Origin of the sequence: Phaeobacter sp. SYSU ZJ3003, from assembly GCF_041300735.1 — a bacterium.
Lineage (GTDB): Bacteria > Pseudomonadota > Alphaproteobacteria > Rhodobacterales > Rhodobacteraceae > Phycobacter > Phycobacter gallaeciensis_A.
On sequence record NZ_PXNU01000081.1, the window covers coordinates 1 to 12,906 of the forward strand.

Genomic DNA, 12,906 nt, shown 5'->3' on the forward strand with positions numbered 1-12,906 from the left:
GATTGAAATCGTCTGGAGCCTGCATTCGGGTATCCGTTCCTTTTGTTGCTGGCGCGGTGGGCAAAAGCCTGCCGGGTGCCTTCACAGCCATGGGGCGACCCTGTAGGCTTAGCGCATGTTCTTGCAAAGGCTCAAACAATATTCTCCACGGAGCCTTTATGGCCGGGCGGCGCTGATCCTGATCGTGCCTATCGTGTCGATGCAGCTTGTGGTCTCCATCGTCTTTATCAAACGAGATCTGGAGGATGTGACCACCCAGATGACGGCCACGGTGATGCAGCAGATCGCATTGCTGCAACAGCAGGGCGCAGGCGCGGAAAGCCAACAGGACATGCTGGTGCGGATTGCTCCGTTCCTGCAGCCTCTGCAGATGGGGGCACGGTTCCTTGAGGAGGATGAACCTGACCCGCAGGATCTGGTGGGGTGGTACGAATTCTCTGGCCGCGTTGTCCGGGACAAGATGCAGCAGGACCTGCCGGGTTTTGTCGCGGCGCAGTTTCCCGATAACCGCGAGGTCAAGGTGTTCCTGGATACCGACCTTGGCAGGATGGAACTGCGGGTGGACAGGCGGCGGTTGACTGCGGCAGCGCCGCATCAGCTGATCGTGACGATGGTTTTCTTCGGCCTTTTCATGGCCTTGATTTCTTTCATCTACCTGCGCAATCAGCTGCGCCCGATCAAGCGGCTTGCGGATGCGGCGCAGGCCTTTGGCCGGGGACGGATGATCCCTTATTCGCCGCGCGGCGCGACAGAGGTACGGGCGGCTGGCAGCGCCTTCGTGGATATGCGTGCTCGGATCGAGCGGCAGATCGAGCAGCGGACGCTGATGCTGTCGGGGGTGAGCCACGATCTGCGCACGCCGCTGACTCGGCTGAAGTTGGGGCTGGCGATGTTGGACGAAGAGGAAGCGGAACCGCTGTTACGTGATGTCGATGAAATGCAGGCGCTTCTGGATGCCTTTCTGGATTTCTCCCGCGGTGCGTCAACAGGCGAGCCTGAACCGGTGGATCCGATGCAAATGGCGCATGCCATCGTCGAGGATTGGCAGCGGCAAGGCAAGGATGTGATGCTGGGAGAGCTGAGCGGATCTGGCACCGTGATGCTACGCCAGCAATCGATACGCCGGGCGGTGGAAAATCTGGTCTCGAACGCGGTACGATATGGCAGCCGGGCGCGGGTCTCTGTGACTTTGACGGAAAAATCCCTGCGCATCCGGGTCGAGGATGACGGTCCCGGTATCGACCCCGCGCAGCGCGGTGATGCGATACGTCCCTTTACCCGGCTGGATGCTGCGCGCAATCAGAACCTTGGAACCGGGGTTGGACTGGGGCTTGCTATCGTTGTGGATGTGGCGCGGGCGCATGGCGGCACGCTGCGCCTGACCGAAAGCGCCGAACTGGGCGGGTTGCAGGCCGATATCGTGATCGCACGCTGAGGAATTACAGCTATACCCTGAGGGGCTGCGAAACGGTTGAACGGGCAGGGCACCTGCTGGTCAATGTCAAAATAGTCGGGCCTGCGCGATGCAGGCCCGGTGGAAAATCCGGTTACACGGTCAGAAGATGAAATCGCCCACACCTAGGTCGGCCATATCGACGTCGAGCAGCGTGATCGAATTGCCGTTGCCATCCTGGATGAGAACGTCGTCACCTTCCTGGCTCATGTGGTTGTCGCGCAGGTCCTGGATATCGGTGATGCCTTCGACACCGCTCAGATCAATATCCTCTCCATTTCGGGTAGCATTGAAATCGCGGATCTTGTCATTTCCAAAGTCGCCGGAGAACACGAAGACATCCAGACCGCGACCGCCGGTCAGAATATCGTTGCCGCCCTGACCGTCCAGGATGTCGGCATCACTGCCACCGAACAGCCGGTCACGGGCGCCGCCGCCCAGCAGTTTGTCGTCGCCGTCGCCGCCGAACAGCTTGTCCCGACCGGTGCCGCCCAGAAGTTTGTCGTTGCCAGTGTCTCCGTCCAGCGTGTCGCGGCCAGCACCGCCCTTCAGGGTATCGCGTCTGCCGAGGCCGGAAATTTCATCATCGCCCGCAAGGCCCAAAATGCGGTCTTTTCCGTCGGTGCCGACCAGAACGTCGTCGCCCGCGGTTGGGGTGTTGCTCAGCTCGCTGACAAAGCTCTCTGAGGCGAGGAAACCTTGGTCGATCCCGGCACCACGAATTTCCGCAATATCACCGACAAAGATCGTGTCTTCTGAGTAATCTGCACTGCTGCCTACCGGGACGGTGACGTTCACATAGGTCTGGCCTGCCTCCAGCGTGAAGGCGGCGTCGAAACTGTTGACCGTCTTAGAGTAATCCGCGTCCACTGCGGTGACAGAGACGGTTCCCGTGATATCGCTTTCGGGGGCCTCGGCGATATCAACGCGCAGGGTAACCGTTGTGGAGCCACCGCTTTCGGTGGCGGAAATCGTGCCGAGGCTGGCCAGGTTGGTTGGTGCGGCGTCCGTATAGCTGCTGATCGTATAGGCGCCGGAGTAGCCGAAATAGGTCCAGGCAGCGAGGTAGTAGGTGCCGGAAAGCTCTGGCGAGAAGGTCTTTACTGACCCGTCCCAGGCGCTGGCGCCGCCGGACACACCGTCGACCGGCTCTCCATCCGCGTCGAGGATTTCCAGCCAGCCGCCGGACGTGGCCCCAAAAGGCGAGTCAGCCTGCGCCATGGAGAACCCGTAGTCCATTCCGCCAATCGCGTGGAAGGCATAGTAGTCGGTCTCTCCGGTGCGGGCGCTGCCATTGATGACGCCCGTTATGCTGGATCCGATCTCAAGGGTTGGCGCGCCGCTCATGTCGCCTGCGTCCTCGTCCTCCAGATAATCCGCAGGAAGGCCCTGCATGGTGACGGTGTAGCTGCCGCTGCCAGTGACGCGGATGTTATAATAGTCCGAGGGGTGCTCGGCCGTGTAGGTCATCGTGTTGCCGTCGATTGTTGCCCCGGCATCGGTGCCGTCATCCAGCATCTCAAAGAAAACTCCGTCGCCCTCCAGGGTAAACGTGTAGGGCTGATCATAGGCCAGTGAGACCCGGATCAGATCGCCTGCATCGGTGCCGCCTACGGTACCGCTGACGCTGTGACCGGGTTGGATGTCTGCGACGTTGGTCTGAGTGTAGTCAAAATCGTTGGTCCAGTCGCCGTCTTCGGTCAGTTGATACATGGGAAACCTCCTTCACCGTGCCCGTAAATACAGCGCAATTTTAAGGCCGGGCGTACGCGTGGAACGTGACCAGGATCAAATAGGAGCGGGCGGAGGTGGGAGAATTCGCTCAAAAAGTGGATGACGTTACGGTAACTTGTGGCGTGTGCCTCAGCGTAGCACGCTTTGCTCCATCGATACGCCGCTGTGGACAGGCCATTGCGGCGCAGGGAGGGACTCAAATCCCGGCTTGGCGAACAAATACCCCTGCATCAGGTCCACACCCAGATCATATAGCGCATCGTATTCGCCCTGGGTTTCAATCCCTTCGCAGACGATCAGGATACCCATTTCCTCAAGCATCCTGATGGTGTTGCGAACAATCGTCTGTTTCGCCGATGAGACATCGATATTGCGGATCAGCCCGGCGTCCAGTTTCACCACATCCGGCTGGAACATCGTCAGCAGTTTCAGGCCGGAATAGCCGGCGCCGAAATCATCGATGGAGGTCTTGAAGCCAAGGCGGCGATAGGTGGTCAGGATTTCGATCAGCTTGTCCGTGTTCACCCGTTCGGTTTCGGTGAACTCAAACATGATCTGGTCCACCGGAAATCCCGTGCGTTTGGCCGTCTCAAGCGTCAGCCGGATGCAGGCCTTTGGATCGTAAACCGCATTGGGCAGGAAGTTCATCGACAGGAGCGCGCCAGTTTCCGCAAGGTTCAGCTTTGCTGCCAGTTCGATCGAGGTGGTGCGGCACTTCTGGTCAAAGGCGTAAAGCGTATCAGAAGTGACATGCGAGAACACTTCGCGCGGACCAGCGCCGTCCTTGCCTCGCAGCAGCGCCTCGTAGGCAAAGATCTTTTCCGCGCCAAGGGCGACCATGGGCTGGAACGCCATGGTGATGGGCAGGTCGAACTTTGCGCCATTCCGGCAGGCCTGACATTTTTCCTGTTTCACCGCTGCACCTCCTAAGGATCCGTCGGCCAGCTGTGTAACCTTTCTTCCTAAAGAAAGGTTTATGCATCAGCGGGATGTGCCCCCTTTTCCGGTGAACGGTTGATGATCGAAGGGGCTCGGTAATGGTGATCCTCAAAAACCGCCAGAGGCCCCCGTTTGGGGGCCTCCGGTCAACGTGTTCTCGGTTCATGGTGAGGCAGCGTGGCCTCAGACAGCCTCGGCCATCATGTCGTCTTCCGTGTCAGCCGGGTCTTCCGGCATCATGTCATCCTCCGGCGGTAGGGTCATGAGAGACATGACATCCGGTTCGGTTGCGGGTTGGCTAAAGGCGACCGGAAGGGTTTCGGACCAGCTGTCCAGCGTCATGCCATTCACCGCTGCCGGGTCGGTTTCGACCTGCGCCTGCGCTTCATCAGTCAGACCGCCGTGCAGCTCCTGCGGATCCCGACCGTCGCTGTTGACCACAATCGACACATTGGTGAGGTCCAGGTCCTGCAGCGTCAGCGCGCCATCTTCGGACCACAGGGTGAAGTTGAGGTTGTTGACGGTCCCTTCGGTGCTGTCCGGTACCTGTCCGAATTGCACGTGGGCGTCATAGTTTTCGGAAACAGTGGCGCCGTTATCCAGCGTGTTCTCCGAATTGGCGGATGCGCTGTGGCCGGTCACCGGCAACGCGTTTTCATCCGGGTAGAAGTGCAGTGCATCGGTGCGGCCGTCGTCGCTTAGGTTGAAGAACATGCCGTCGAGATCAGCCTCCTGGCCGTCAAAGGTGGTTGGATCCAGTTTCACGAACAGCTCACCGCCGGGCGTCTGCGTGACGGACACGTCCACCTGGCTGCCGCCTTCTTCGCCCAGGGTGAAAGTGATGGTGGTCTTGCCATCGTCGGTGTTTTCGCCGCCGCCGCCGTCTGTACCGCCGGTGCCGCCGGTTCCGCCCGTGCCTCCGGAGCCGCAATGGCCACCGCTGCCCCATCCGCTGGTTCCACCAGAACCGTGAGTCCCGCCAGAACCGTGGGTGCCGCCAGAACCATGCGTTCCGCCAGAGCCGCGGGTTCCGCCAGAGCCATCGGACGCGCAATCGTCATCTTCGTTGCGACCATGGTCCCACCAGTTCTTGCCACCGTGGTTCCACCAGTCCTTGCCGCCGTGATGGCCTTTCGAGCCGCCACCGGTGCCGCCGCCTGATCCGCGACCTGTGCCTTCTCCCGTGCCGCAGCCGTCTTTGCCACCCGATCCCCGGGCGCCGCCAGAGCCTTTGGTTCCGCCGGAGCCCTTGCTGCCACCGGTCCCCTTGCTGCCGCCCGTGCCGTGATCGTCCTTTTCGTCGCGGTCCCACCAGTTTTTATGGCCTTTGCCGCCGTGGCCAAACCGGTCGGACAGATGTCCGTCATACCAGCGCGCGAAGTGTTCGCCGCGCACGCCGCCATTGTGGTAGCTGTTGCTGCCGCAGGCGTCCTTGCCGCTGCTTTTTCCCCAACCGGACCAGCCTTTGTGCGAAAAATGTCCCCAAGTCATATTGTCACCCCTACGATCTGAAATGATGCGTTTCGGCAGGCGCAAAATGGGAGGCGTGCCGCTCAACGGTGAACATATGAAACACGCTGGGGTGGAACAAATTTTCGTCTCATTTTAGTCAAATTCGCTCGTGCATCAGATATTTCAGGAAACAAAGCCATCCTGAGGGTTCTTATTGTTTTGCGAATGGAGTGATTCAAATATTCAGCCAAAGCGAGTGGCACCCGAATCGGTCCGTTTTCCGGGCCTTTGCCCTTGTTTGTCCCGAAAACCGCCGTTTTCTGCTGTCAGGACAGGAGCAAAGACGCTGAGGTGAAGAGGGACAGACGTGGCGGACGGCAGTTTTGAGGATCGCAAGGCCTATATCTCGGCCAAGGCTGAGATGCTTCTGGGCGCGGCCCCCGAACGGATTTCTGCACCGGGAGGCAATTCACGCTCATCCTTGCGGCTGCATTATCCAGATCACAACGTGATTGCCACGCTGCGGCCCGATTTCCGCCGCACCCACTTGGAGGCGCATGTACTTGAGGAACTAGCGCCCCATTGTGACGATATTCCGCAGGTTCTGGGGGTCAGCGATGATGTGATGTTCCAATCCGACACCGGCCAGATGCGTCTGAATGCAGAGATCATGGAACAGGACCCAGAGGATCAGGTCGAACTGGCCGCCGAGGCGGTGGCGGCGATCTTCCGGATCCAGGCCGCCGGGCGGCAAACCAACCTGGCGGAAATGCTGCCGCATCTGGGATCGAACACGGATTGGGTCACCTCCTTTGTCGGTTCGGTGACCGCGATGGAGCCCTATTCGGTGGGCATCTCCCGCCAGTTCGATATGGCGGCTGTGGCAGAGCGGATGGATTACCCCGGTGTGCAGTTCCTGAAATGGGATTGCCGGTCGGGCAATGCCGCCATCGGCGACGACGGATACCTGCGCTGGTTCGACTTCGAATACGCCGGACTACGCCACGGGGCCGAGGATCTGGCCTGGCTGATTGCCGATGAAACCTGGCCAATCGCCCCCGATGTGATGGCCGATATCGTGATCGAGAATTTCGATACCGGCTGTGGCCACGACATTGCCGACTACATGGATTACTTGTCAGTCTACACGACGCTGCATTGCGTACAGCGCCTGAAGCTGATTGAGCAGGAGGTTAAACGCCGCGGCTGGCTACATAAGGAGCGGGTGCGCAAATACGATGATGCGGGCGCGCATCCCGATTTTGCAGTGCAGCTGTGCCGGGTCGGGGCCTATTATTCGGCGCAATCGCCTTTGACGGCGCCGCTGACCCGCAATTTCGAGGCGGCTGAACGCAGCTTTTCCTCGGCGGTATGACGCGCCGCTGCGCGGTTACAGCCCCATCTGCCGCACCGCCAGATCGCGCATGATTTCCTCGGATCCGCCGCCGATGGCCATCACCTTGACCTCTCGGTAGATACGTTCGATCCGGTTGCCGCGCAGATAGCCTGCACCACCGAGTATCTGCATCGCTTCGGAGGCGCAGAACTCGCAGGCTTTGGAGGTGAACACCTTCGCCTTGCAGATTTCGGCCACCGGCATCCGCCCTTCGTTCACCTGCCAGCAGATCGTGTTGAGCGTGGCCTCTACCGCGTCGATCCGGGCCGAGATATCGGCGATCTTGTGGCGGATCACCTGATGGCGGATCAGCGGTTTGCCAAAGGTCTGCCGCTCCTGTGCCCAGGCGATACTGTCCTCAAGGCAGGTTTTCATCATGCCCAGCATGCCGGCGATCAGCCCGACCCGTTCGAGGTTGAAATTCTCCATCACCGCCAGAAAGCCATGATTTTCCGGCCCCATCATCCGGTCGGCGGGCAGGCGGACGTCATCGAGGAACAGCGTCGCTTGATCCGAGCACCACCAGCCCATTTTCCGGCTCAGCGCGCTGCGGGTGAACCCCGGGGTGTCTGCTTCGACAAAGAACAGCGAAATCCCCTCCAGCCCCGGCCCACCAGTGCGGGCAGGAATAACGAAATACTCCGACGTCATGCCGCCGGTGATGAAGGTCTTGCTGCCGCTCAGCACCCAGTGATTGCCATCCCGCCGCGCCGTGGTGGTGATATTGGCGACGTCCGATCCGCCGCCCGGCTCCGTCACCGCAAGCGAAGACCCTTTGCGCCCCGCGATCACCTCCGGCAGCACCTGCATCTTGATTTCTTCGCTGGCCAGCCGGGCAATGGGATCAAGCGAGATCTGACGCCCACCCATGGCCGCCGCGACACCGCCCGCGCCGCAGCGGGCGATTTCCTCGCTGTAGGCGGCACGCATGAAGCAGTCGTCAAAGCCAAGCCCGCCGTATTTCTCGTCGATGCCAAAACCCCATACGCCCAGCGCCCCGGTTTTCTGGTGCAGCTCCCAGGGGATTTCCCCGGCTTCGTCCCAGTCATCGCAGAAGGGGGTGATTTCCTGCGCCACAAAGCTTCGCAGGCTCTCGCGGAAGGCGCGGCGCTCTTCGGTGTCAAAGGGGCTTTGCATGCGGTTTACTCCTTGGGGCCGGGGCGGGTCGCCAGATGCGGCGACATGATGCGGGCGAACAGATCGACCATCTTGGTGATGATCTCTGGATCGCGTTCGTAGGGTGCCTGACTGTGCAGCCCGCGCATGAAGCTGCGGCAGATCGACCAGAGCAACGCCAGATCCTCGCCCGAGGACGCGGTGTAAAGGTTGGCGATATTACGGTTGAAGGCGTCGTTATAATCCCAGAGCGAGGGGGTGATGCGCGTGCGCAGGGTTTCATCCGTGCGCGAGGCGACGAGGATTTCCATCACCGCGCGCCCTTCGCGAGTGTTGATCACCCGGGCCCATAGACGGTGCAGCTCGGCGGGCAAATCCTGTGCCGCGCCGCCCTTGCGCAGCATATGGCCGCTTTCGCTCGCCTGTTCCGGGCCGCGCACCGGCGCCAGAAGATGTTCCAGCGTGCGCACCATCATCTCCTCTTTCGAAGGAAAGTGATGGGTCAGCGCCCCGCGTGACACACCAGCGGCGGTCTGTACCCGGTTGATCGAGGTTTCCGCGTATCCCGACTGGTCCAGACAGTCCGTGACCGCGTCGAAAATCCGCTGCCGGGTCTTGTCTGCCCGCGTTTCGGCCCGCGTTGTGCCCGCAGCGCCGGGCGCGGTGACGTTGGGTTGGTCTTCGGTTTTCTGTGTCATGCGCCTATCCTTTGAGGAATCGTAAAACAGAACGTTCGGTCGGTTCAATCGTGGAAGGGCTCGCCGGACGTAGCGGAATTTCAATTGGGAGGAGGGCATCCATGCAGCAGGCAGAGGATTTTCGTGCCGAAAGCCGGGCGCTGGCGGCGATACTGGAGGATCTGCCGGAAGAGGCGTTTCACAGGCCGACGCAGTTCAAAGACTGGACCATCGATCACGTGCTGGGCCACCTGCACCTGTTCAACGTGGCGGCAGAAACCTCGCTCAAGGGGGAGGAGGCCTTTGCCGCATTCATCGGCCCGATCGTGCAGGACATGCAATCGGGCAAGACGATCCTGCAGTGCCAGTTCCCCTGGCTGGACGGGTTGTCGGGACGGGCGCTATTTGAGGCCTGGAAGGCTGGCGCGGAAACCTGCGCCGATGCTTTTGCTGTGGCCGATCCCAAGGCGCGGGTGAAATGGGTCGGCCCGGACATGAGCGCGCTGTCCTCAATCACCGCACGGCAGATGGAAACCTGGGCGCATGGTCAGGAGGTCTTTGATCTTCTGGGGCTGGAGCGGGTGGATCAGGACCGGATCCGGAATATCGCCCATCTTGGCGTTGCGACTTATGGCTGGACCTTCCTAAACCGGGGAGAAGAGGTGCCCGACCCCGCGCCATTCGTCCAGCTGACCGGACCGTCTTCGGCGGTCTGGGAATGGAACACGCCGCAAGAGGACAACCGGGTTGTCGGATCTGCGGTGGAGTTCGCGCAGGTGGTGACGCAGGTCCGCAATATCGAAGACACCGCGCTGGAGGTGACAGGGGCGACCGCGACGCGCTGGATGGAGATCGCCCAGTGTTTTGCTGGCCCGCCCGAAATGCCCCCCTCAAAAGGGGCCCGTCACAAGGTCTGATCGCTTGGCGCGCCCTCGGCCATTTGTCCTGTGAGCGGGCAGGGGGCTGGCGCGACGGTGGAGGCTAGTCGTCTTCTTTGCGCAAGCTGCGCCAGGCCCGGGTCAACCCGGCCAGTGTCATGCGTTCCGCGTCTGCAATGGTGACCGGCAGCCCCTGCAGTTCCAATGCAGCGGCATAGGGGCGGGCGGTCTCCTTTTCACCGATCAGCGCCAGATTTTGCCCCAGCCAGTAAGGGCGGGCGGCGGCCAGTTCGGCGCCCAGCACGGCGCCCCAGATCCGCCCGGTGGCCTCTTCCGGGGTGCAGCTGCCGCCATGCATGGCGGCCTTGGCTTCGGCCAATCGCGCGGCCATCAGTTCCGGCTTTGACATGGTGTCGGCTACGGTTCCGGTCAGCTCACTCGCTGCCCAGTCCTGCACCTGCAATCCAGCCATGGCGCAGGCGGATTCGGCCAGTTCCACGGTCAGGAAGCTTTGAAAGCTGACGACTTCATCTGCGCTGATCAGAGCCCAGTGAGTGGTCTTGCCGGGCAGGCAAAGAACCCCGTCCCAGGACGGATTGAGCGCCAGAAACCCGGCGATGCAGGTTTCGGCGCCCTGCATGATGGCAGGCGGCGCCTTTTGCGCCAGCCCGGGCAGTGTGATGAGCACGGTTTCCGGGGGCAGGGCGCTGCCTTGTGGGGCCAATGGCATCTGGTCCGGGCGCGTCGGGACGGCCTGCGGTGCGGCCAGGCCGGTGCCACAGGCGACAATTGGCAGTTGCGATGCAGTCAGCTCGCCGCACAGCGCGGCATGGATCTCGGACAAGGCCGGATCGTTGCTGCCCTGCGGCAGATGTGCCTTGCGGCGAGCGCCGGGCGTGTCCGCGGACATGGCCCAGAAAGTCCACTCCGTGCCCTGCGCCTCGGCAGCGATCCAGTTGTCGGACTGAAAAAGAGACGATCTATCTGCAGCCATGGTCATCCGCGCCTTCCGTCTGTTTTGGAATGGCGCGCATAAAGACGCGATTCCCGCCAACAGGCAAGCAGGCGACCGTCAATGTTGCTGGCACGGCGTTTGATCGCCCCCAAAAACGGCCAGACCTATCCGCAGGTCTTGGGGTGCTATCCAAAAGGTGAGGGGGGATGACCGGAAGAGACGCCAAGCGGTGGCCGGTTTCCGCTGGACAGAGTTGGGAAATATTCAAATCAGGCTATATTGAAAAAGCAGCCTGCAGCGTTTCGTAGGGCTGCCTGGCCAAGCGGCGCACCCGCGTACAACGCACGGATGTAACGCCGGGACGCTCTGCCCGGATGCACCACAGAGGCCATGTCAGGGGCCAAGACGATGCCCTCTGGCTGTGGTGTTGAGTGTGTTTTGAGTGGGGCTTGTGTTATGACCCGGCATCTGAACCTTGAAAATGCAATTTTCGTCCAATGTGCCGCGCATAGGCTGGCCGAGCTTGGGCATTCTTCGGCAGAGATCTTTCGTGCGGTGCCTTTTGGCCAGAGTCTTGTTGGCCAAGAAGAGCCTTTTACCGACAGCCGTTCGATCGCATCGTTCTTTCAGCATGCGGCGAAAATCAGCGAGATTGATCTCTTCGGACTACGGTTCGGGCAGCAGACCGATCTGCGCAAGGCCGGGCTTCTGGGGTATCTGGCCCTGAGTGCGCCGCAGGTGCTGGGGTTTCTGTCGAACCTGTCGGACTACGCCCGCCTATTCGGAGAGGCCCTGCATTTCGATCGCTCACAGCTTGCTGAAACCGGTGCGCTGATCTGGACCTATGCGGTGGATGCAGGCACTCGCCCCGAGATCCGCGGAGGAGAAAGCCGAGTGCGGACATCTGCTCCAGACACGGCGGGGATCGAGCTAAGCGGACAATACGTGGAATTCCTCGTGGCGCTGATCCTGTCGAACCTGCGCCGGTCCAGCCAGACCCGTATCCGGCTGCGGCAGGTGGCGTTCTGCCATCACCGTTTGTCCGGCGCCGCCGAGATGGAAGAGTTCTTTGGCTGCCGTGTCCAGTTTGGTGCGCCTGAAAACCTGTTACGGTTCGAAACCGATGATCTGACGCGGGAGCTTGCGACAGGTGACCCGATCCTGTTGCGCATCTTGCTTCAATGCGCCGCGTCGCAGATGAAGACCATGATGGCCGGGGAGAGAGATATCGCATCGCAAGTTGAGCAGAGCATTTCCCGTCGACTTGCCTCGGGGACGGCAGCGCTGGAGACCGTGGCGCAGGACCTTGGCATGAGTCCCCGTACCTTGTCGCGCAAGCTGGGCGATCAGGGTACCAGTTATTTCGAAATTCTGGAAAAGCTGCGCGAGGAAATGGCCACGCAATATCTGTTGCACAGCGATCTGGTTCTGGCAGAGATCGCGCATTTGCTGGGCTATCGCGGGCTCAGCTCGTTCAACGATGCCTTCAAGCGTTGGACAGGAAAAAGCCCCGGAAAATTCCGCAGCGGCTCCTGAAACGGCCGTGATCCTGTCGAATCTCATTCTGTTGCAGGCTGATAGCGTGCACGCTTAGCCCGGATGCCATGTGGGGGCTGAGGTGCGCTGCGCCACCGATTCCGGGTCTATATTCCCCAGTTCCCCAACAGTGTGAGCATATTTTGGATTATTGTTTCCCGAATGCGCTGGAATTCAGGTGAAAATGTGGCTGGTTAACCTTTTTTCATTTACTCGCAGCAATTTAGATAAAAATATATTAAAAAGAATGTGTCGATAATTTGAAGTTCTTTCGCCCTAAATGCGGAGAAGTGGGTGCAGGGAAGACGCGTGGGGGCGCGTCCTATCAGACCCTTCAATTACAGACGTGTGTTGCCGGCTGCTGCCATGCCGGACCTGTGCAAATTAAACGGTTCCGCAGGATGCGGTGTGCCCGACCCATGGGGTCTGGTGAGGAATGGGGATTTTGATGACGGACCTGTTGCGTAAGAATAAAGTTCCGATGCTGTCATTTGCTTCAGTCGATACTGCTGGGCAGGGAACCTTGGTTTTGAAACGGCTCAAGGATGAAGCTCTGCGACAGGCGATGACAGCGCAGGCCGCCAATGCCAACGTGGCCCAATGGGTCGGTCCATCACACTATGAACCGCTGCAGATGCCGCACCGCCGGTCCTCGCGTCCGGAGCTGTATCGTCGGGCTGGAAAACGGACCCTAGATTTGCTGCTATACCGCGCCTACCCCAAAACCCGAAATTTCTCGTGAGTGACGACCCTGAAGCTATCTGACACTT

The 12,906-nt window shown here is 60.5% G+C and carries 11 protein-coding genes; 5 read left to right on the top strand and 6 right to left on the bottom strand.

Going from position 1 to position 12,906, the window contains the following annotated elements; translation table 11 throughout:
• The first annotated feature begins 115 nt into the window (after positions 1–115).
• A complete protein-coding gene (locus C6W91_RS19715) occupies positions 116–1,435 on the top strand; it encodes an ATP-binding protein (RefSeq protein WP_274867629.1) in 1,320 nt (439 codons plus the stop codon).
• 120 nt (positions 1,436–1,555) lie between these two features.
• Here C6W91_RS19715 and C6W91_RS19720 read toward each other — a convergent pair whose 3' ends face one another.
• The 3 genes from C6W91_RS19720 to C6W91_RS19730 form a co-directional block, all read right to left on the bottom strand.
• The gene (locus C6W91_RS19720) at positions 1,556–3,166 is read right to left on the bottom strand and encodes a calcium-binding protein (RefSeq protein WP_274867628.1); all 1,611 of its coding nucleotides are present in this window, start codon (positions 3,164–3,166) and stop codon (positions 1,556–1,558) included.
• Between the two features lie 150 nt (positions 3,167–3,316).
• Positions 3,317–4,102 carry an EAL domain-containing protein gene (locus C6W91_RS19725; protein WP_274867627.1) on the bottom strand — a complete coding sequence of 262 codons (786 nt, stop codon included), beginning with the start codon at positions 4,100–4,102 and terminating at the stop codon, positions 3,317–3,319.
• 207 nt (positions 4,103–4,309) lie between these two features.
• Positions 4,310–5,617 (bottom strand): hypothetical protein, encoded by a 1,308-nt coding sequence (locus C6W91_RS19730; protein WP_274867626.1) that lies wholly within the window; start codon positions 5,615–5,617, stop codon positions 4,310–4,312.
• Positions 5,618–5,945: 328 nt separating this feature from the next.
• Here C6W91_RS19730 and C6W91_RS19735 point away from each other — a divergent pair, with 328 nt between their 5' ends.
• Positions 5,946–6,953 carry a hypothetical protein gene (locus C6W91_RS19735; protein WP_274867625.1) on the top strand — a complete coding sequence of 336 codons (1,008 nt, stop codon included), beginning with the start codon at positions 5,946–5,948 and terminating at the stop codon, positions 6,951–6,953.
• A gap of 15 nt (positions 6,954–6,968) precedes the next feature.
• On the opposite strand, the gene C6W91_RS19740 is transcribed toward C6W91_RS19735, so the two are convergent.
• A complete protein-coding gene (locus tag C6W91_RS19740) occupies positions 6,969–8,111 on the bottom strand; it encodes an acyl-CoA dehydrogenase family protein (RefSeq protein ID WP_274867624.1) in 1,143 nt (380 codons plus the stop codon).
• A gap of 5 nt (positions 8,112–8,116) precedes the next feature.
• Positions 8,117–8,788: a TetR/AcrR family transcriptional regulator gene (locus C6W91_RS19745; protein WP_274867623.1), complete on the bottom strand. Its 672-nt coding sequence runs from the start codon at positions 8,786–8,788 to the stop codon at positions 8,117–8,119.
• A gap of 101 nt (positions 8,789–8,889) precedes the next feature.
• On the opposite strand from C6W91_RS19745, the gene C6W91_RS19750 reads away from it, so the two are divergent.
• Positions 8,890–9,684: a TIGR03084 family metal-binding protein gene (locus tag C6W91_RS19750; protein WP_274867622.1), complete on the top strand. Its 795-nt coding sequence runs from the start codon at positions 8,890–8,892 to the stop codon at positions 9,682–9,684.
• A 64-nt stretch (positions 9,685–9,748) separates the two neighbouring features.
• On the opposite strand, the gene C6W91_RS19755 is transcribed toward C6W91_RS19750, so the two are convergent.
• A complete protein-coding gene (locus tag C6W91_RS19755; protein ID WP_370571444.1) occupies positions 9,749–10,639 on the bottom strand; it encodes a 2-dehydro-3-deoxygalactonokinase in 891 nt (296 codons plus the stop codon).
• A gap of 417 nt (positions 10,640–11,056) precedes the next feature.
• Here C6W91_RS19755 and C6W91_RS19760 point away from each other — a divergent pair, with 417 nt between their 5' ends.
• Together C6W91_RS19760 and C6W91_RS19765 are read left to right on the top strand one after the other, a co-directional pair.
• A complete protein-coding gene (locus tag C6W91_RS19760) occupies positions 11,057–12,136 on the top strand; it encodes an AraC family transcriptional regulator (protein ID WP_274867618.1) in 1,080 nt (359 codons plus the stop codon).
• A gap of 448 nt (positions 12,137–12,584) precedes the next feature.
• Entirely contained in the window at positions 12,585–12,878 is a 294-nt protein-coding gene (locus C6W91_RS19765; RefSeq protein WP_370571445.1) for a hypothetical protein, read from the top strand.
• Positions 12,879–12,906 lie beyond the last annotated feature (28 nt).

Excerpts from the sequence above, each read along its gene's own strand:
- C6W91_RS19730 (WP_274867626.1), bottom strand. The coding sequence starts at position 5,617 with ATGACTTGGGGACATTTTTCGCACAAAGGCTGGTCCGGTTGGGGAAAA.
- C6W91_RS19720 (WP_274867628.1), bottom strand. The coding sequence starts at position 3,166 with ATGTATCAACTGACCGAAGACGGCGACTGGACCAACGATTTTGACTAC.
- C6W91_RS19745 (WP_274867623.1), bottom strand. The coding sequence starts at position 8,788 with ATGACACAGAAAACCGAAGACCAACCCAACGTCACCGCGCCCGGCGCT.
- C6W91_RS19760 (WP_274867618.1), top strand. The coding sequence starts at position 11,057 with ATGACCCGGCATCTGAACCTTGAAAATGCAATTTTCGTCCAATGTGCC.
- C6W91_RS19755 (WP_370571444.1), bottom strand. The coding sequence starts at position 10,639 with ATGGCTGCAGATAGATCGTCTCTTTTTCAGTCCGACAACTGGATCGCT.
- C6W91_RS19765 (WP_370571445.1), top strand. The coding sequence starts at position 12,585 with ATGACGGACCTGTTGCGTAAGAATAAAGTTCCGATGCTGTCATTTGCT.
- C6W91_RS19740 (WP_274867624.1), bottom strand. The coding sequence starts at position 8,111 with ATGCAAAGCCCCTTTGACACCGAAGAGCGCCGCGCCTTCCGCGAGAGC.
- C6W91_RS19750 (WP_274867622.1), top strand. The coding sequence starts at position 8,890 with ATGCAGCAGGCAGAGGATTTTCGTGCCGAAAGCCGGGCGCTGGCGGCG.
- C6W91_RS19715 (WP_274867629.1), top strand. The coding sequence starts at position 116 with ATGTTCTTGCAAAGGCTCAAACAATATTCTCCACGGAGCCTTTATGGC.